The 19,250-nt window shown below is 49.8% G+C and carries 15 protein-coding genes; 9 read left to right on the top strand and 6 right to left on the bottom strand.

All coding sequences use genetic code 11. The features are described from left to right. Positions 1-741 precede the first annotated feature (741 nt). The 4 genes from ppdK to DESTI_RS24220 all read left to right on the top strand — a co-directional run bounded on the left by ppdK (position 742) and on the right by DESTI_RS24220 (position 7,068). Positions 742-3,528 carry a pyruvate, phosphate dikinase gene (gene ppdK, locus DESTI_RS24235; RefSeq protein ID WP_014812610.1) on the top strand — a complete coding sequence of 929 codons (2,787 nt, stop codon included), beginning with the start codon at positions 742-744 and terminating at the stop codon, positions 3,526-3,528. 149 nt (positions 3,529-3,677) lie between these two features. Beyond that, positions 3,678-4,043, top strand: coding sequence for a hypothetical protein (locus tag DESTI_RS24230; protein ID WP_014812609.1), 366 nt, complete (start codon positions 3,678-3,680; stop codon positions 4,041-4,043). Positions 4,044-4,174: 131 nt separating this feature from the next. Beyond that, positions 4,175-5,908, top strand: a complete 1,734-nt coding sequence (locus DESTI_RS24225) for a GTPase (protein WP_014812608.1) — start codon at positions 4,175-4,177, stop codon at positions 5,906-5,908. Between the two features lie 2 nt (positions 5,909-5,910). Further along, a complete protein-coding gene (locus DESTI_RS24220; RefSeq protein WP_014812607.1) occupies positions 5,911-7,068 on the top strand; it encodes an ABC transporter permease in 1,158 nt (385 codons plus the stop codon). A gap of 362 nt (positions 7,069-7,430) precedes the next feature. On the opposite strand, the gene DESTI_RS24215 is transcribed toward DESTI_RS24220, so the two are convergent. After that, positions 7,431-8,648, bottom strand: a complete 1,218-nt coding sequence (locus DESTI_RS24215; protein ID WP_237671475.1) for an IS4 family transposase — start codon at positions 8,646-8,648, stop codon at positions 7,431-7,433. 384 nt (positions 8,649-9,032) lie between these two features. Next, positions 9,033-10,241 carry an MFS transporter gene (locus tag DESTI_RS24200; RefSeq protein ID WP_014812604.1) on the bottom strand — a complete coding sequence of 403 codons (1,209 nt, stop codon included), beginning with the start codon at positions 10,239-10,241 and terminating at the stop codon, positions 9,033-9,035. 423 nt (positions 10,242-10,664) lie between these two features. Here DESTI_RS24200 and DESTI_RS24195 point away from each other — a divergent pair, with 423 nt between their 5' ends. The 3 genes from DESTI_RS24195 to DESTI_RS24185 all read left to right on the top strand — a co-directional run bounded on the left by DESTI_RS24195 (position 10,665) and on the right by DESTI_RS24185 (position 12,664). Beyond that, positions 10,665-11,114 carry a hypothetical protein gene (locus DESTI_RS24195; protein WP_157212259.1) on the top strand — a complete coding sequence of 150 codons (450 nt, stop codon included), beginning with the start codon at positions 10,665-10,667 and terminating at the stop codon, positions 11,112-11,114. Between the two features lie 345 nt (positions 11,115-11,459). Further along, positions 11,460-12,044 (top strand): TetR/AcrR family transcriptional regulator, encoded by a 585-nt coding sequence (locus DESTI_RS24190; RefSeq protein WP_014812602.1) that lies wholly within the window; start codon positions 11,460-11,462, stop codon positions 12,042-12,044. A gap of 86 nt (positions 12,045-12,130) precedes the next feature. Further along, entirely contained in the window at positions 12,131-12,664 is a 534-nt protein-coding gene (locus tag DESTI_RS24185; RefSeq protein ID WP_014812601.1) for a carboxymuconolactone decarboxylase family protein, read from the top strand. A 125-nt stretch (positions 12,665-12,789) separates the two neighbouring features. On the opposite strand, the gene DESTI_RS24180 is transcribed toward DESTI_RS24185, so the two are convergent. The 4 genes from DESTI_RS24180 to DESTI_RS24165 form a co-directional block, all read right to left on the bottom strand. Next, positions 12,790-14,454: a CPBP family intramembrane glutamic endopeptidase gene (locus DESTI_RS24180; protein ID WP_014812600.1), complete on the bottom strand. Its 1,665-nt coding sequence runs from the start codon at positions 14,452-14,454 to the stop codon at positions 12,790-12,792. Between the two features lie 392 nt (positions 14,455-14,846). Then, complete coding sequence (locus DESTI_RS24175; protein WP_014812599.1) at positions 14,847-15,266, bottom strand: PaaI family thioesterase; 420 nt, start codon at positions 15,264-15,266, stop codon at positions 14,847-14,849. Further along, on the bottom strand, positions 15,244-15,930 hold the full coding sequence (locus tag DESTI_RS24170) for a DUF502 domain-containing protein (protein WP_014812598.1): 687 nt from the start codon (positions 15,928-15,930) through the stop codon (positions 15,244-15,246). Before DESTI_RS24170 ends, DESTI_RS24175 begins: the two co-directional genes overlap by 23 nt. Positions 15,931-16,304: 374 nt before the next feature. Then, positions 16,305-16,583: a hypothetical protein gene (locus DESTI_RS24165; protein WP_014812597.1), complete on the bottom strand. Its 279-nt coding sequence runs from the start codon at positions 16,581-16,583 to the stop codon at positions 16,305-16,307. A gap of 378 nt (positions 16,584-16,961) precedes the next feature. On the opposite strand from DESTI_RS24165, the gene DESTI_RS24160 reads away from it, so the two are divergent. Beyond that, positions 16,962-17,594, top strand: a complete 633-nt coding sequence (locus DESTI_RS24160; protein WP_014812596.1) for an MBL fold metallo-hydrolase — start codon at positions 16,962-16,964, stop codon at positions 17,592-17,594. Positions 17,595-17,613: 19 nt separating this feature from the next. After that, positions 17,614-19,125, top strand: coding sequence for a glutamate--tRNA ligase (gene gltX / locus DESTI_RS24155; protein ID WP_014812595.1), 1,512 nt, complete (start codon positions 17,614-17,616; stop codon positions 19,123-19,125). The last annotated feature ends 125 nt before the right edge of the window (positions 19,126-19,250 follow it).

The raw sequence follows: 19,250 nt of genomic DNA, 5'->3' as shown, positions 1-19,250 counted from the left end.
ATTATGCAGTGCTGCAAAAACAGCTTCACACATGACGGAACAAATTCTCTCTTCATGCTTTCGGCACTTGAATCATGTCCGGAGAGAAAAAACGTGAGCCGTTAAATTATCGGTAGCGTTCAACCACGTCAAGCTGACACGAAGCATATCATCCGCTTTGTTAAGCCGGTTCGACCGGTCATGGGTGTCGGGGCATGATGGCAAATGACATGTTATACCATTTCGCAATTATGCACATAAGATGGCGCAGGCTGAGGTGTTCTAAGCGGAGCGATCAGACGGCTTTGCGTCGTCCGGAGCGAAGAATACCTCCAGCCTGCCAGATTATAAAAAGAAAAGCGAATCAGTATTAGCAATTGCCAAAATTGATGTCCGATTGAGGATAGGAGTATTGGTGGGTGCCGGCCTCCGCGCCGGCACATCTTCAATATGATCAATGATATCGATAGAATGGACCGGCAAAGCTCAAATTGCGAAACCTGGACGGACACCGGAATTCCTTGGGCTGAATATTGCGTTATAAGAACTCTTTCTGTAAAATGTATAATTACGCCCAAAAAGCGGTTGACGGCCTTTCTGGTGCATATCAGCCCTGAATTGCAGCCGAAATTGACCTTGTCCTGCTTCACCCCCTTACGCATGAAAAGCGGGGGTATTCCATGAGAGGGTTTTCTTGTCCGCCACAAGGAAAGGCTGCTTTCAGTTTGGGACTGTTAATGACTTTTATTTGAGGAGACCGGCATGATGGTAAAACATGTTTTTTCATTTCTCGAAGGTGACGGCAAGAATAAGAAACTTCTGGGAGGAAAAGGGGCTAATTTATGCGAAATGACGCAGATCGGCCTCAATGTGCCGCCCGGTTTTGTTATCTCTACTGAAGCCTGCGTCCAGTATTTGGAAGCGCCGAACGGCGAGCTTCCTGAAGGTCTTTTGGATGCCGTGAAGGTCCATATGGCTGATATTGAACGTGCAACCGGAAAAAAATTTGGTGACCCCGACAACCCGCTCCTTGTCTCTGTTCGTTCAGGGTCTGCCATGTCCATGCCCGGTATGATGGACACTGTCCTTAACTTGGGACTGAATTCCCAGACGCTTCACGGACTTATAAGACAGACATCCAACGAGCGTTTCGCTTACGACGCATACCGCAGATTCATCCAGATTTTCGGCAAGGTCGCTATGGGAATTCCTGACCAGTATTTCGACGAAACACTGGATGCCATCAAGGTCCGGGCGGGAGCCATTTCTGATGTGGACCTTACCATTGAAGACCTCAAAGAAATAGTGGAGCTCTTCCATAATGTGGTGGAAGAACAGAAATTCAGGCCGTTTCCCGAAGATGTCTGGGAACAACTGAATATCGCAATAAAAGCGGTATTCAACTCCTGGTCGGGTAAGCGCGCGGTGGACTACCGCAAACAATTCAACATCACTCTTGACCAGGCAAACGGAACCGCTGTGAGCATTGTTGCCATGGTTTTCGGAAACATGGGTAATGATAGCGGAACCGGAGTAGGGTTCACACGCGATCCGGCGACCGGCGAGAACAAAATGTTCGGAGAATACCTGGTCAATGCCCAGGGTGAAGATGTGGTGGCAGGTATTCGGACACCCAGACCGATCCAAGCCATGGCTCAGGAAATGCCGGATCTCTACCACCAACTCGAGGAACTCCGGGATCGTCTGGAAAAGCATTACCGTGAAGTCCAGGATTTCGAGTTCACCATTGAAAAAGGTATTCTCTATTGCTTGCAGACGCGCAACGGCAAGATGAACGCGACAGCAATGGTGAGGACCTCTGTTGAAATGGTCAACGAGGGATTGCTCACCAAGCCGGAAGGTCTCCTGCGAATCAACCCGGAGCACCTGGAGCAACTGCTCTATCCCGGACTCGATCCTAATTTCAAAGCTGAACCGCTGTCTCAGGGGCTCCCCGCTTCTCCCGGAGCGGCTTCAGGAAAATGTATTTTCGATGCAGACAGTGCCGAAAGAATTGGAAGAGCCGGCCAAAAAGTCATCCTCGTCCGTGAAGAGACCAAACCGGAAGACATTCACGGGTTCTTTGCCTCTCAAGGTATATTGACCAGTCGAGGCGGGAAGACCTCACATGCTGCTGTCGTCGCCCGAGGCATGGGTAAACCGTGTGTCGCCGGAGCTGAAGGAATCCACGTGGATACGGAGCATCGGCTTGCGATAGTCGGTGACCGAGTGCTTCACGAAGGCGACATCATTACCATAGACGGTGGCACAGGAAATGTATATCTCGGTGAAATCCCCACCATCGAACCGGAATTCAGCTCATATTTGCATACTCTTCTGGACTGGGCCGATGAATCTGCAAAGCTCGGTGTCATGGCCAATGCAGATACTCCGGAAGCTGCGGAAAAGGCTCGTAATTACGGAGCGGTAGGCATAGGGCTGTGCCGGACTGAAAGAATGTTCAATGCCGTGGATCGACTGCCCCTTGTCATTGACATGATTCTTGCCGATACGGTGGAGCAGCGGAAGGAAGCTCTTAATAGGCTCCTTCCCATTCAAAGGTCTGATTTTTCCGGTATTCTCAAAGCAATGGCGCCGTATCCGGTTACCGTCAGACTTCTCGATCCGCCGATTCATGAATTCCTCCCCTCGGAAGGCGAACTGGAGGTACAAATAGAGGATCTTCGGCGTTTGCATGACACTGCGCGACTCACCGAGAAGAACGTCGAAAGTCTCAAGTTGATCGATCCTATGCTGCACAGCAACTATATGGCCCAACGGCAGGGTCTCCCCGCATTCTTTGCCAGTCTCGATCTGACTTTGATCGATGCCGCACTGGCGAAGAAAGAATTGATGCTCCAGAGGGCAAGAATCCTCAAGGAAGTCAACCCCATGCTCGGCCATCGCGGAGTGCGGCTTGCCGTCTCGTTTCCGGAAATTTACGAGATGCAGATACGAGCCATACTGGAGGCCGCAGCGGATTGCATAAAGGAGGGGATTGAGGTTCATCCGGAGATAATGGTTCCTCAGGTTTGTTCGGTTCTCGAGCTCGAATACGTCCAGAAGATCATAGATCAAGTCAAAAAAGAAGTGGAAGAATCTCACGGAGTTGAGGTCAACTTTAAATTCGGATCCATGGTGGAGGTTGTTCGAGCGTGTATAACCGCAGACGAACTGGCCGGCGCATCAGAATTCTTCTCTTTCGGAACCAACGATCTGACACAGGCGACATTCTCATTCAGTCGGGAAGATGCTGAAAACAAATTCCTCCCGTACTACCAGCAACAAAATATTCTCCCGGAAAATCCGTTCGAGTCCCTGGATGTCAAAGGGGTCGGCAATCTCATGAAATTGGCCGTAAAGGGTGGTCGCAGCGTGCGTCCCGATCTCAAAATCGGGATATGCGGCGAGCACGGTGGCCATCCCGCGTCAATCCGTTTTTGCCATCATGCAGGGCTGGACTATGTCTCTTGCTCCGGTCCTCGGGTCCCCATAGCCAGGCTCGCTGCAGCACATGCGACTATGCTCGAGAAGAGCTACGACAAGTAGTCATGTCACACCGTTGGGGGCCGCCGATTCTCTTTGGCGGTCCCGCCTTCATTACTCATTTCTTGACAGTCAAAAGAAGCGGATGATAGGATCGATGCGTCATATGCTGCAATCTGAATCGGGTATTTTTTATTCTTTTGAGGAAGACTATGAAAACACGGAATATCGTTGTGATACTAGTGGCTGCGTTTATGCTTTTGGTTTCAGGATCTGCATGCCTGAGTGGTGAAGGCCCCAGTCAATGCCTCCCCGACCGGCCTATTCCTCCCGAGACCGTGGGCTCAATGTCTCTCCCTTTTGATGTTCCCATCTGGCCTACATTGGTTAAGACTGAATTCCATATCCTTCCGTGGGTAAGTCTGGGGAAATCGCAAGTGTGCATCCCGTGGACAGGTAAAGCGATTCAGTTTACTGCCCCATGCTTTTCGCTGAAGCCCATTCCGGTGTGGTTTCCGTGGCTCAGGCCTATTGACGCGGAATGCGGCAACTGCGAACCTGCCAAAGTTGTTCCATAACGAAAAAGAACAACTGTTTGTGCCGGAAGCTCACTTACAAAAGGCCCGCACGCAAGAGATCTGTTATGATTGTCCGAGCGGTTCCGAAAAATTGTCGGAACTGCAATGAACGAATCTTAGCGTGAGGCGGCATGAACCGTACCTCAATTCTGGACGCGTTAGGGCACATTACCCGCTTCCTTTCAGAGGACGGGGCCATACTCATCGACCGGCCTACCCGCGAGTCTCTCCTTGAAAAAACGGAAAAGCTCAGGGAAAAAGCAGAAAAACCGGGCGAAGCACTGTATGTCGGGATTCTTGGCGGTACAGGAGTGGGAAAATCCACACTGATTAATGCTCTTGCAGGGAAACAGATTTCTCAGTCTTCAGACAGAAGACCCTATACTGACCGCGCTGTAGTCTATAGACACCGTAACACTGCACGAGGGTTGGACGAAATAGCAGGGCTCGTGCGCGATCCCGACGCGCTTCACGATTCCGAATCCGTACGGGATCTCATTCTTCTGGATCTGCCCGATTTTGATAGCACTGAAGAGCGAAATCGCATCGTTGTAGAAAAGATCTTGCCATTCCTGGATGCCGCAATCTGGGTCGTGACTCCGGAAAAGTATGCGGATTCTGCTTTTTACAGGTTTTTGAACCGTACAGTCATTCACCGCGAGAATTTCACCTTCATCTTGAACAAATCTGACGAATTGATCCATGACGATTCCGCACGGCCATACGAAAAGCTCAAAGAAGTGCTCGGCGATCTGGCATTTCGTCTGAAACATGATGCAAACATAGAGCTGCCTCGGTTGTTCAGTGTCTCAGCAGCTCAGAAATTCGCGGGGGATTCCGATCCCATCTTATTGCAGGAATTCAGTAAATTTCGTGATTATCTTATGGCCGAACGCGATGCGAAAGAAATCGCATCGGTAAAAACGATCAATCTCCTTGAGGAACTGCGCCAGATCACTCGTGAAATCGATTCGGCAGCAAATCCTGTCGAGAAGCTGGTCTTAAGCGGTGCATTGAGGAGCCTTGCCGGAGAGAATTTAAGCAAACCGACACAGAAAGGTCTCTTATCTATTGAGCACGAAGAGAGAATAGCCGAATCGCTTTTTGCTCTTTTTGTAAGGGAAGATGACTCTATTGTCCCGGTGACATGGGGCATGAGGCTCTTGACCGTGGGTCGCTCATTTAAGGGAGAGTCCGTTCAAGTCGAATTGGACAGAACGTTCGAGGAAGCAGCCCGGAATGTAGGCAAGAGCCGAAAAATGCTTCTGGAAAAGATTTCCGCAAACGTGCGCTCGGAGCTTCTGCTTTCCTTAACCCACACGAGTGGCGACATGGTAATCGAACCGTCTGTTGTAATGGACGATAGTGCTGCTCGGGCATCTGCAACGTTTGCCGGTGAGGTGAATTCCACGCGTTCTGCATTGACAGGTTTCAAGGCCACATGGCGCAAATCTTGGCAAAAGGCAGTTCTGTGGTTTCCGGCGTTCATACTTGCGATCAGACTGGCCGGACCCGAAAAAATCTCACTCTGGCTTGATTATCCCACCGTCAATGGCGCTGTTCAGATCGTCTTGGCTTTCTTGACGAATATCTTCGGTCCCGAAGGATTGACCGGCCTAGCAGCTCTGATGCTATGTGAATTGTTCCTGATCTGGTATTTGGCTTCACGGAGACTGAAGAGCCTGAAAAGGATAACGCGGCGCCTCGCATCCCGGGCGATCGATCTCATAGACGAACAATTCGACGCAGCCGTAACGCAGGTCACGTCAAACACGACGGCTCTCCTGGAGCGGATTGACCACAGCATCCACAAGTTGGATGAGCTACATACCTATTTTTCCCATCAACTCAAAGGCGCGCTTTAGTCATGGAAGTGCTGAAACTGATAATCAGGAATGTGTTTCGGCACCGTTTACGTTCGATATTGACCATACTCGGCGTGGCAGTGGCAATGCTTGCATTCGCCATCCTACGCACTCTGGTCGATGCATGGTACATAGGAGTGGAGTCATCCTCACCTGACCGTCTTATCACCAGGAACAAAATTTCGTTAATTTATGCGCTGCCCATCTCGTACAAGAATCGTATCGCGCAAGTGCCCGGAGTAACGGGAGTCGAATACGGAAGCTGGTATGGGGGCGTTTACAAGGAAAAAAAGAATTTCTTCGCGCAATTTGCAGTAAGTGGATCCGGCTATTTTAACCTCTATCCTGAGTTCCTGCTTACCGAGGACGAGAAGAAAGCTTTCGATCGGGACCGAAACGGAGCCATAGCAGGAAAAACCATTGCAGAGCGCTTCGGTTGGAAGATTGGTGACGTGATTCCCCTCCAAGGAACGATATACCCGGGGAGTATTGAATTAGTCCTCAAAGGCATCTACACGGGGGCACGGAAAAGTGTGGATCAGACCGCTTTCTTCTTCCGTTACGAATACCTGAACGAAGTGCTGAAGAAAACCAACCCTGACCGGGCCGACAAGGTGGGATGGTACCTCGTCAAGATAAACGATCCCCAGAGATCCGCGGAAATAACGGAAGAAATCGACTCTCTCTTCAAAAACTCCCTTGCGGAGACCCTCACGGAAACCGAGAAAGCGTTCCAGATGGGGTTTGTGGCAATGACTGAAGCCATCGTTGCCGCAGTGAGGATTATTTCCATGGTGGTGATCGCTATCATTCTCATTGTTCTCGCGAATACCATGGCAATGACGACCCGTGAACGCTGGGCTGAATACGCAGTATTCAAAACACTGGGATTCAGACCGCGCTTTCTCTTTCTGCTGATTGCAGGAGAATCCGTGGCCATCTCACTGATCGGGGGCATGCTCGGAGCAGCATTGAGCTTTCCTGGAGGCAGAATGTTCCAAAAACAGCTCGAATCGTTTCTGCCGGTTTTTGAAGTCAATTACTCCACAATTCTCATCATACTGATTGTATCCCTGGCCGTTGGATTCATTGCAGCACTGATTCCAGCTATCAGGGTCGGACGTATGGGAATAGCCGAAGGCCTCCGACATATCGGGTAGATGAATCCTGAAGGTTTCTTTTACCTGTTGCGCTTTCAAAGCAGTAAGATCTGGGGAACCTTTTTGTAAAAAGGTTCCCCAAACCCTTCCAAAAACTTTTAACACTGGTCTAATGCACTGTTTTTTTTGGTCAAAAAAAAACAGTGCATTAGACCAGTGTTAAAAGTTTTTGGGAAGGGGTTCGGGGAAACACTTCTTACAAGAAGGGTTTTCCCGATTTTATAGCTGTTATCGAAAGTCTTGACGGAATCCAATGCCTGCAATGGGAAGAATCAGTAGCGCCGGCGTCCCTGCCGGCGATAACTTATTGCTTTGTTTGGTGAATTGTTCGCCGGCACGGAGGCCGGCGCAATGCTGTTGACTTAAGCTGCGGGGACATTTTTGTACCTGCGGTAAAGCCATTTGTTTTTGCTTTGCTTGTTCACCCTTGGTTGGGGTGGTCGCTGACTGTTTGGTCGATAGTATTTGACACGATAGATTTCTTTGAGAATATCCTGAAAGATTTCGATGGCTCTTTCAGGATCGTCTGCGGCGAGCACGGCGGCTTCAGACGCGAGCGTCATGACCGCATTCTTGAACTGAGGTTCTCCGAGCTCTCCACCGAGTAACTGGGTGGAAATGGCCATGAGAGTTCTTGAGATCACAGCCATGATCGCAGCTGCAAAGAGTTCTTGCAGGACGCTGTTGCAGGTTTTGCCATGAAATTTTTCGATTTCGAGCCCAATCTTTTCATCCCGGAAATAGCTCTCGATTTCCCATCGCCTGAAATAGAGGTCAGTGATCTCCTGTCTCGGAAACTCCACCTTGTCGTAAAGATTCGTCAGGAGAACCGAGAGGGTTCCGTCAGGATTGGACAGTCTGATGACTCTCACTCTGATGGGCTTGGCGGCCTTTCGTTGTTCAGCCGTCACCTGGCTGAGATAGTTCGATGTCGGAGGAATCACGATTTCGGCTTCGCTCTTCCCGCTCCGAATGAATTCCTTTACTGTGGCGAAGGTGGACGTTGCGGGGCAACGTATCACGAAATAGCCTTTGAACTTGTCCAAAAGGTAGCTGAGAAATTCATATCCTGGGTAACCTCGATCCAGGAGCAAGACACTTCCCTCAGGCACGAGGGGCAGGAGATGTTTGGCTTGGTCCCGCTCCGAAGAATTCACCGGGACCACAGTTCTTGCGATGGGCAGACGTCTGAAGACGTCATAGAGCGTGCATACAAGACACTGAGGATAATGTCCTTTGCCCGCTTGCCCAAGTCCGCTCTCAGGATCAAACTCGGCCCTGAGCTCATCGGCGGCTGGAAGCGTATAGTCGGAGCCATCTATCGCATGAGTGGACATACCATGCCACTCGTCCTTCGGGCTCTTAGGCCAACACTCATAAGCCAGACCAACCGCATCATCGAGTATTTGCCGAAAGATCCTCCAATCCACCTTTTTGCGCGCCTTGGTGAGCGCGCTTCGATGGATCGCCTCGGCGTCAGGCCAAAGGCCAAGAATTCTGGCATGTCGAAAGAATTCACCGGATTTCATGTCCACTCCTTTACCCTTTCCACTGGCGGCAATGGACAAGATGAAGGTGATAAGCTTTCCAAAGGCGAGTTTTCTGTTTCGAGTAAAGTCCTGAGGCGAGCGTTTCTTGGAAGGGTCGATTTGTCCGGGAATAATGTGAAGAAATTTTTCAGCGTACGCGCTAAGTTGGCATGGTTCTTCAAAGCATAATGCGTGCCATAATAAAATCCTTTCAGCAGCTTGTTTTGAAAGAATTTATCGCGCGTAACTACCCGCATGTCAACACAATTCCTTCTGAATTCTCGGAGGTTAAACGTGAAAAATCAAGAACCCTTTCCTTAATTCAACAGCATTGGGAGGCCGGCGCTACCAATTGCTGGGAACTGCTCTTCACAATCCGTGATTACTTTCGAGAATCGGTATACTTCTTGGATTGCGAACAGGCAAAAGAAGCCTTTACGATTTGAGGTCAGGGGTTGCATTGTCCGAGGGAATCCATCTTCGTGCATGGAAGATGAAGAGGAATGCGGGAAGCGAGAGGAAGAACGTAATCAGGAAGTATTGTGAGTACCCCAGGCCTTCAGTGATCCATCCGCTGGAGGAGCCTGCGAGAATTCCGGTTACTCTGAACAATGCTGAAAAGATGGCGTATTGTGTTGCAGAAAACTGCTTTTTCGAGATGCTCATGAGGAAAGCCAGGAATGCCGATGTTCCCAGCCCGGCACAGAATGATTCGACAAAAGACGCAACATAGATGCCCCAGTGTCCGGACTCCGGATATGCTGCGACCCAGACGTATGTCAGGTTGCTTACGGATTGCCAGAGGCCCAAGAACCACACTCCATGGAAGATACCGTAGCGAACCATGAATAGCCCGCCGGCAAGTCCGCCTATGATTGAGGCGATTATTCCCAGACTCCCCGTGATAAGTCCTATTTCCGTTGTTGAAAGGCCGCGGTCCAGCCAGAAAGGACGAACCATGGGCCCCATAGCCAAGTCACCCAGTTTGTAGAGCAAAATAAAAAGGATAACGTGAATGAGACCGGGCCGCGCAAGAATATCCAGAACCGGTGCAAAGAGCGCTTTTGCCGAGACTTCCGGTCTTTGTACATCGATTGGCGGAAGTCGGGATGATACCAGGCCGCAGACGAGAAGGACTGCCGCTGCAACGATATAAGTGAATTGCCAGCTTATCCAGCCCCCTATTGCAACGAACAGACCTCCTGCCACGACCATCGCAACTCTGTACGCGGCCAGCCGGAATCCGTTTGCAATCCCCATTTCAGAAGGTTTCAACAATTCTATCGAATATGCATCTATGGCTATATCCTGAGTTGCTGACGCGATCGCCATGGCAGCGATACAGGCCCACAACAAGAAACCGGGTTGTGCAGGATCCAGCGGCAGGAGCAGAACTAGCAAAGCGGCCATCAAGTACTGTGCTGTAGCAATCCATTGACGTCTCATTCCTATGAGATCCACCGCAGGCGCCCACAGGAATTTCAGCGCGTACGGCAGACTGACAAGGCTCAAGAGTCCCAGATGACCGAGTGACATTCCATGTAGCCGAAAATAAACCGGAAACGATTGTTCAATGATCCCAAAGGGAAAGCCTTCGGCAAAATACAACAGAGAAACGAGAATGAGTTTTTTGTTGAGCTTCAAACGATCTCCCGTGGTGTGTCATACGATTTTGGATTCAAGATGCTTGCTCCACTGACCTGCGGAGCCAAGTCAGTGGCACCCCCTGTACCCAGGGATTAAGGTCGATTTTGGGTGCCACTGACCTGCAAGGCAGGTCCGTGCCGATGATCTGTGGTGCCAGCGGCACCACAGATCATCTTGAGCGCAAGCCCGTATCAAACCCAAGACTATCGAATCAAAAAACCGCAAAAATGTACCCGAATACCCGAAGAATGGAAACCGCCGGCAATCAGAAGCACCTCTTATTTTTTCCAAACAGATTGCTAATCTGGGTGGTACGAATCCATGCCGATTCTTAACAGAGTCAAAAATGAGTTTTTTAGAGCCAAAAAGTTCTCCCTCCAGTTCGGTGTGCAGTATAATAGGACCAGGGTTTTTCTCATCATGACACAAGAAACTTCAAGCAGAGATGTAGGCGCAAGAGCTGCCATCGAGGCAATACGCGGACCTATGACCAATGCCGAGATTATGGCTCGGTTCAAAATTAGCGCGCTCGGGTTCGCGGATCTTATCAGACAGCTCTATGAACGAAAGCTGATTTCCGAAAGTGACATGGCTCGACGCGGGTTAAAATATCGAATCAAGAAACCAGTGGAAAAACCACCCGAACCCGCTCCTCCACCCGCGCCAAAACCGAGGATAGAAAGTGAAGACGGAGAATTCCTGGATACCATCGAATTGGCGGGAATGTTCACCGCATTTCAGCCGGCACCATCGGACACTCCAGCCGCCCCGAAGGTCGAGCGCAAAGACGAACCGCCCCAGTCTCCCGAGGAAGTCGCGACCGAAAAGAGATCAAAGTTCAGTATCACCGGAATGTTCAAGAAGAAATGATGCTCGCCTGACTGCCGGTTTACGGTGAGACCGTTCTGCTGCCCGTGGGCACGTGATCTGCAACTCATTCATAGTAGTGACATAATCTCTTACCTCTTGAACACCGGATCCTTTATAAGAAACGGTAGGGCACGGCGTCTCTTGTATGTGCCGAACTGGTCGATTTGTTGATCAAAAATGTGTCGGCACGGAGGCACGGCACCCACCGATTTTCGAGAAGCGCTTTCCCAATTGGACAAAGATTCTGACATTTGCCATAAAATTTTAGAATTTCCGGGTATCAAAAGAGCCTTGACAAAACTAGACGACCGGTCTACTGTGATTCTAAGGAATTTTTGATCTAAAATGGCGAAAGAGACTACGAAATTTCGAATATTGACCGAAGGTGCCAGAATCATTCATCAGAAAGGATTCAACCACACAGGCATACAGGAAATTCTCGACGCGGCTGAAGTTCCGAAGGGCTCATTCTATTTCTATTTCAAAAACAAAGACGATTTCGGATTGCAGTTGATCGATTTCTACACGCAATTCATAGACTCCATGGCGCAATCTCAACTGTCGTTAACCGGGAAAAGTCCCATCGAACGGCTCAGAGGCTTTTTCAGAAGCATGATGAGCGCAGCGGAAGAACAGGGATTCAAAGGAGGCTGCCCTATCGGAAATCTCGCCCAGGAAATGGCAGATCAGAATGAAGCGTTTCGCACCAAAATGCAGGAAGCGTTCAGGCGAATGAGCAGGAACATAGCGCAATGCCTGAAAGAAGCAAGGGAATTGAAGCAAGTGAGGCAATCGCTCGATCCTCAGGAAACTGCCGACTTCCTGCTGAACAGTTGGGAGGGGGCGCTGCTCCGCATGAAGGCTGAAAACAGCCTGGAGCCCTTGCTGGTTTTCGAGAACATGGTTTTCAACAGTCTGTTGAAGCCATAATTTTTTTGCCGGTTTAACTAGTAGACCGGTCTATTCCACGGAATCGGCACAGATTCCACGCATCGCAACGCAAGGAGGTTTTTGTAATGGCTATCGTCTCGATTACACCGCCTGAAAAGGCAGAAGGAAAGCTTGCAGAGCTGTACGCGTCTGCCGAGCAGTTCTTCGGAATGGTCCCCAATAATGTTCAGTTATTGGGAGTCAGCCCGGAAGTGCTGGAAAATCAGTTGTACTTTGCTCAATATTTTATGAAGCATCCAAGCCTGAGTGCTCCTTTGCTCTCAATGATCAGGATGTTGGTTTCAAGAGCCTGCAAATCTGAATACTGCGATTCGTTCAACGTAGGTCTGCTATCAAAATTCGGCTTCAATCCCGAGCAAATTCAAGATGCACGTACCGATCCGGAGAAAGCTCCGCTGGATGCAAAAGACAAGGCGTTACTATTGTTCGTTCTGAAAGCTACTGACGAACCGCAGGCAGTCACTTCATCCGATGTGGATAACCTTCGCTCTTTGGGATGGGCCGATGCTGACATCTTCGATGCAGTAGCTCACGGTGCGAGGGCAGTCGCAACCAACATCATTTTCGATACATTTAAAATTAGCCCGGATGTTGCATGAAGTCCCCCTTTTCTAAAGGGGGATTGAGGGGGATTTTCAATGTGTTAAGTCAAAATCCCCCTTGCCCCTTCTAAAAAAGAAGGATGCGTGCTGGTAAGCTGATGCCTGTGCCCCGTACCCGCGCCTTATCCCGTCCTTGCCCAGACAAGCCACGGCTTTTGCATCGTTATCCGTCCCCCAAACATGAAGAAGTAGAAAATCGCTGCTATAACGAAAAAACTCACGAGGCTAGCCACAGGATCCAAAGTAGTGCAAAAAAACAGGGATTCAGTCTTCAGAGCTGAATTCTCGTAGTTCACAATCAACCCGGCAGACAAATTTGTTGCTGCATGAATGCCCATTGCCACTTCTAAGCTGTTGCTTTTCCAGGTGACAAACGTGAGGAATGCCCCGACTACAAAGTAGTTCAATGCCATGATTATCGGGCCTACTGCCATTTCCGGGTTCCCCAGGTGCAGCAACATGAATAACACACCGCAAACCACTATGAGCAGATAGCGATTCTTGATAAGCAACCCTATCATTTGAAGGAAGTAGCCGCGAAATAAGAGTTCCTCAACCGTTGTCTGAATCGGGGTTAAGACGAGCACTACCGGAAGGAAAGCGAAAAAATGGCTTAAGTCGGAATTGAACCTGTAGCCGGCAGGCTCCGAAGCATATCCCAGAGTCAGACTAATTAGAATAAGGAAGAAAAAAAGGCCGAAACTTTTTGCCAGTTTCAGCCAGTCGACAGATGGATTTGGAGAAATTAGGCTAAGAAACGGACGCTTGTGCTCATATCGTATGGCCAAGAAAAGGGTGAAGAGAATGAACACAAAAAGCACATTCTGCAGGACGTAATTCTTCAACGGACTGATTCCGATGAAATCGGATGTTGCCTTATCGAAGCTTGCCTGTGGTGCCCATACCACTACTAGTATGCCCCACAGGGAGACGGAAAAAACCACTATGAAAACTATACTCACCAGGTAACGCCACCACTGGTTCTTCCCGTAATTTGACACGTCAATAAAGTCAGTGGGAATAGGTGTGGGAGGCTCTTCTACTTCTTCTCCCCACGGGTTAATCTCGTGTGCCGGAAGGTCGGACGGACGGGCTCCCATTAATCCAACCCTGATTCCTGCTTTTCTCAGAGTCTGTGTCGCCTTGTTGTTCAGCATCAGCAAAGCGATCGTGTTAATAATAGGAATGAACATGAGAAGAAGGTAAAGAACGCTGATTCCGGTACTCAAGTCGAGCGACTTTGCAAGATTCCAGACGCAGTAGAGTTGAAAAGGAGCCAGCAGGACAAATGAGAAAGGTACAAAAAAACACAAAAAAGACGCAAGAACAGCCCACAAAAGCAGGCGTTGCGCTTTGCCGACAGAGCGTATTTGAACTGCATGCATGAAACCGTTGCTCCCATCTGCCATACTCTGGAATTCGTGCGCACCCGGCTGGGGAACAGCTTCTTCGAATTTTTCACCGTTTAATTCGGTGTGCAAAGCCTTATCGCTACTTCCTGATGTTCTGAGAGGTTGAGGTTTAGTCAAAGGTGCCTCGGCGCGGGTGATCGTTGGCTCGGCAACTGCAGGTCCACCGTTATCGCCTTCGCTGCCAGTGTCCCGAATTTGAGACACCAGTCGTCGGGAGTGCTCTTCTTCGGTCAACAGGTTTGCGCCGTAAAGTTTGTCAAATAAGCTCTGAATGCCCTTTTCGGAAAGCCCATATTTCTTTCCGATCTCGTGATTCGACAATCCCGCCCTAATATCAAGCATAACTTCTTTTGCAGAGATCTTTTTCGGAGCCAAGCGATACCCCCTGAAGAAAATGAATGAGAATCGGAATCGAACAGCATTCTGGCATCTCACGGACCACACAAAGAGGAGACATCACAGCAATTTGCTTTTAAAGTGAGAGGAAGATCCCCCTCCAACCTCCATAGGCGTCAACTCTTCTGCAATTCTCTGTCCCGCAGGGACTAAAGAAAATAGCCCGGTAATTCATTGCCGGGATTTTGTGTATCAGCCGTCCCTCCGGGACTCTAAAATCATTAGGTTTTTCCTTATCCGGCGATGAATCGCCGGCCTATTGTCAGATGTTCCTCCGGAACAAACGACCGAAACGCCATAAGTTAGCGCCTATGCCTCTAACCCCCCTTTATTAAAGGGGGGAATGGGGGGATTTTGAATGCAAATTGGCATCACAACTTGTCGATTTCTTTTCCCGTGCGATAGGCAAGCGCTTGGGCAGTGGCTATCAGCTTACCGTCAAGGTCTCGTATCTCGCAGAGATAACTCGATGTGCGGCGGGTCTTGTGCATTTCTGTCGCCTTCGCTTCGAGCATGCAGCCGGATTCTGGCGCAGATACGTACGTTATGCTGACGTTAAGTGCAACAGATAGTACCCCATGTGTATTGCATGCAAGCTGGAAGGCCTCGTCTATCAGGGAAAACAGGGCTCCCCCATGAGTGAAACCGAACATGTTCCGGATGTCGGAATTCACTCTCATTCGCACAGTCGCGGTCCCAGACCCGACGTCTGTCACTTCCATTCCCAGCAGCCGACCGTACGGCTCGGACTTTGACAGCTCTATCAGCTCACGGTGCAATTTTTCTTTCATGGTTCTCCCGCACTATTTGAGACAATTCCAATGGTCGGCTGAGTACCTGTCCACCCAAGAGGCCGAAGGACATCAACAGCTTGGCCATATCCTCCAGAGGCATGTCCAGCCGCACGAAATCTTCCTCAGGGACTAACGCGTTGAACCCCGTGGCAGGAATCGGAGAGTTCGGAACGAACACCATGTAGTGTTTCACTCCGTCAATCAGCGTATAGCTTTGACCGGAGGTCAAGAAAACCAACATTTTCACGTTGCCCAACTTCACGTATCCGACTCCACCGAACCGGTCCAGGCCTTCACCTCTGTTGTTCCCGAAAATCTCCACTACCTGTTCGACCCCCGCGTAAATCTTTCCGAATAGGGGTATTCTTGCCACCATGCCGTTTATGGCTTCGTGAATTTTCGCGACTGTGGCGCGTGTAACGAGGAACCCGAGGAGGACCAACAAGCACACAACTACAAGATACCCGGCCAGGTATCCTGAATATTTGTTTGCGTCTCCTACTATCTGGAGGATGAAAAGCCCGAAACTGCTGCTCGGCCCTATATACGCGTCGGCAATTCTGACTATCCAGCCGACCACGAAGACTGTCACAATGAAGGGCAGCAGAGTTGCCAAACCTGTCAAAAGAAACCGCACGAATGTGCTAGCTGCTTGTCGCATTCATCCCTCTCCCGTCAGGTTCCGGTTCCCATACCATTTCGCAATTATACATATAAGATGGCGCAGGCTGAGGTGTTCTGAGCGGAGTGATTAGACGGCTTTGCGTCGTCCGGAGCGAAGGATACCTCCAGCCTCCCAGATTATCAGAAGAAAAGCGAATCGGTATCATATGTGGACGCCCGATTTTCCACGATTCTAATCGGCACATCCTGTCGAATTGTTTTGCACGCTCTCGTTGCAATGATATAAGATGAGGCATTGGAGTTTCTTAAAAATCCCTTCAGGAAACGGCGTGGATTAACCCGTAAGCCCGTCTGGAGGGATTTTGCGCGCTATATTTTCGGAACAGACTTATATTTCAAGAGTTATCGAGGCTATTGGGCTCCGCCAATTCCATGCCACACTGTCTGCTCAGGTGCCGAATCAGGTGCTGACTTGCCCTGAACTGAAGCTTCCGGTCGCACAGCCTTTGGATCTTTCACAGGCCCCCTTGCCTTGGACTGAACCTCGGATGGGGTCTCGACGAAAGAGAAGTAACCGGCCATCGAAAAGAAGAGCACGAGAAAAATGCCGAGAATAATCATAATCCAATCACTATTCGTTCTCGTTTTGCTGAGTTCCGGACTTCTTTTCGCTCTCGATTGCAAAGGCATTGTTGTTTCATCCTCCCGGAAAAGAGGATTATACAGGAAACTGTGGCGTGTGTCATGGGAGCCAATGCATTTTTCGCCCCGAGTGTAGTATAAGATGAGGACTCAATTGTTGAAGGCAGGCTCAAGTGAATGAACACGAAAGGCAATGCAAATGTGAAAACCGGTCAATGAAATTTCGCCGGGCATCGTCACATGAACAAGAAAAGGGGAACGGTTTGCCCCCCGGCTCGATCTTTAAGATATAACGGTACCACAGGTTTGTATGAAAGTTTGTGCCCGCATCGGAAAGCACAGAGGAATTCTGTCCCGTTTGCCGATGATCGTCGGTCTCACGGGAACCATCGCGAATAGCTTATTCAAACACCCGGAGGGGAGATCATGGATGCAGAAGCTTTCGTAAGAGACAAAATTCGATGGTTAGGTCACGCTACATTCCGTATAGAAGGATCGCAAACCACGGTGTATATCGATCCCTGGAAACTGGCAGAGCCGAAACCCGCGGATGTGATCTGTATCACGCATAGCCACTATGACCATCTTTCGGAAGAAGATGTGCAAAAAATCAGAAAGCCCTCGACCGTAATTATCGGGCCGCCTGACTGCAAAGCAAGTTTCGGCGACGCGTTCAAATCCATTGCTCCAGGTCAGAGCGTGGAAGTGGGAGACGTCATGGTGGAAGCGGTTCCCGCGTACAATACGGACAAGGAATTTCATCCCAAAAAGAACGGCTGGGTAGGGTACGTCATTACAATTGACGGTGTTCGGGTATACCATGCGGGAGACTGCGATGTTATTCCTGAAATGAGTAAAGTATGTGCGGATGTAGCTCTCTTGCCGGTTGGAGGCACATACACGATGACAGCAGCTCAGGCTGGGGAAGCCACATCCAAGATAAACCCGAGAGTTGCAGTTCCCATGCACTGGGGCGATATTGTGGGCTCGGAGAAGGACTCTAAAGCTTTTGCAACTTCTGCAAAATCGCCGGTAGTGGTTCTGGAGATTACACAGTAGGTAAGGTGACAAAGCATTTATGAACGAATCAAGATCGACAACAGATCAGGTGAGGGTGCGCTTCGCGCCTTCACCCACAGGATATTTGCATCTGGGCGGTGCCCGCACTGCTCTGTACAATTGGCTCTGGGCCAAGAAAACCGGGGGCGTATTCATCCTCCGGATAGAAGATACCGACACCGAACGGTCTACCCAGGAGTCCGTGCAGGAGATTTTTGACGGACTCACATGGCTCGGGCTTGATTGGAATGAAGGTCCCTTCTTTCAGACCCATAATTTTTCAAAACACGTGGAGGCTGCACACAAACTTCTCGAATCCGGTCACGCGTACAGGTGCTTCTGCACAAAAGAAGAGCTGGATGCTCAGAGAAACGATGCAGAGGCACGGAAAGTCGCGTTTATGTACGATGGACGGTGTAAAAGGCTTACACCCGAAGAGATAGACAGCAGAGTATCTCAGGGAATGCCGTACGTAATCCGTTTTCGAGTGCCCAGAGATCCGTCCGCGATAGTGGCATTTCAAGATTTCGTGTACGGCAGAATCGAAAAAAGGGGGCAGGATTTAGAGGACTTTGTCATTCTCAGATCGGACGGACGCCCATTATACATATTGAGCAATGCAGTCGATGATGCATTGGATCGCATCACGCATGTGATACGCGGTGCGGATCATCTCGCCAATACTCCCAAGCAGGTGCTCATATACCGAGCTTTGGGAATCGAGCCACCCGCGTTTGCCCACATACCTCTCACTCTGGATAATAAGAAAGCCAAACTCTCCAAACGAAGTCACGGCGAGGTGGTTACCGTATCCTATTATCGCAAGCAAGGATTTCTCCCCTGGGCGCTTTGTAATTTCATGGCCTTGCTCGGCTGGTCTCCCGGTGATGGACGTGAATTCTTCTCTCCGGAAGAGATGATCGAAACATTCGAGCTTTCCAAGATCAACCGTTCCAATTCCACATTCAACTATGTTCCCGGAGATCCTCGTAATTGGACAGACCCGAAAGCCATTCATTTCAATGCTACGTACATTCGGACTCTGCCGCTTCAGGAGCTGATTCCCTACGTGAAACAGGAACTCGTTGAAGCCGGGCTCTGGCACGATTCTTTCGAGAACAGCGACAAGCAATGGTTCGAGAACACCGTTGACCTGATCCGAGCCAGATACCTGACACTCAAAGACTTTTCCACTCGTGGCAGGTGCTATTTTGCTGACGAATTCGAGTTCGACGAAGCCGCGGTGAAGAAGAATCTGGGGAAAGATCCCCAACTTGCGGAATATCTGCCCGAGATGGCATCGCTCATAGAAAAGCTGCAAACATACGATACACATTCTGTCGAGGACGTCTTCCGCTCGTACTCCGAACAGAAAAACGTGAAAGCCGGACTCCTTATCAATGCCGCCCGGACCGCAGTGTCCGGCACCTCAGTGGGACCCGGCCTTTTCGAGATGCTTGAAGCCATCGGGAAAGATCGGGTTGTGGATCGTCTGAAAAACGCTGTGCACCGGATTCCGTATCAGCAGTAAGGTTAAGATCCGGGAGAACGTGACGGCGAAAAATCGTTCGATTGCATTGAAGCGGTAACACGAACCTACTGGGCAGGTCCGGGAATACGAGGGTGCAACTGACCTGCGAAGCCAGGTCAATGCAG

Origin of the sequence: Desulfomonile tiedjei DSM 6799 (assembly GCF_000266945.1) — a bacterium.
Lineage (GTDB): Bacteria > Desulfobacterota > Desulfomonilia > Desulfomonilales > Desulfomonilaceae > Desulfomonile > Desulfomonile tiedjei.
Note: the sequence above shows the minus strand (reverse complement) of the source record. Positions and strands in the feature narration are given on the sequence as shown.

Excerpts from the sequence above, each read along its gene's own strand:
- DESTI_RS24195 (WP_157212259.1), top strand. The coding sequence starts at position 10,665 with ATGACACAAGAAACTTCAAGCAGAGATGTAGGCGCAAGAGCTGCCATC.
- DESTI_RS24190 (WP_014812602.1), top strand. The coding sequence starts at position 11,460 with ATGGCGAAAGAGACTACGAAATTTCGAATATTGACCGAAGGTGCCAGA.
- DESTI_RS24160 (WP_014812596.1), top strand. The coding sequence starts at position 16,962 with ATGGATGCAGAAGCTTTCGTAAGAGACAAAATTCGATGGTTAGGTCAC.
- DESTI_RS24220 (WP_014812607.1), top strand. The coding sequence starts at position 5,911 with ATGGAAGTGCTGAAACTGATAATCAGGAATGTGTTTCGGCACCGTTTA.
- DESTI_RS24185 (WP_014812601.1), top strand. The coding sequence starts at position 12,131 with ATGGCTATCGTCTCGATTACACCGCCTGAAAAGGCAGAAGGAAAGCTT.
- DESTI_RS24225 (WP_014812608.1), top strand. The coding sequence starts at position 4,175 with ATGAACCGTACCTCAATTCTGGACGCGTTAGGGCACATTACCCGCTTC.
- ppdK (WP_014812610.1), top strand. The coding sequence starts at position 742 with ATGATGGTAAAACATGTTTTTTCATTTCTCGAAGGTGACGGCAAGAAT.
- DESTI_RS24175 (WP_014812599.1), bottom strand. The coding sequence starts at position 15,266 with ATGAAAGAAAAATTGCACCGTGAGCTGATAGAGCTGTCAAAGTCCGAG.
- gltX (WP_014812595.1), top strand. The coding sequence starts at position 17,614 with ATGAACGAATCAAGATCGACAACAGATCAGGTGAGGGTGCGCTTCGCG.
- DESTI_RS24230 (WP_014812609.1), top strand. The coding sequence starts at position 3,678 with ATGAAAACACGGAATATCGTTGTGATACTAGTGGCTGCGTTTATGCTT.
- DESTI_RS24165 (WP_014812597.1), bottom strand. The coding sequence starts at position 16,583 with ATGCCTTTGCAATCGAGAGCGAAAAGAAGTCCGGAACTCAGCAAAACG.
- DESTI_RS24170 (WP_014812598.1), bottom strand. The coding sequence starts at position 15,930 with ATGCGACAAGCAGCTAGCACATTCGTGCGGTTTCTTTTGACAGGTTTG.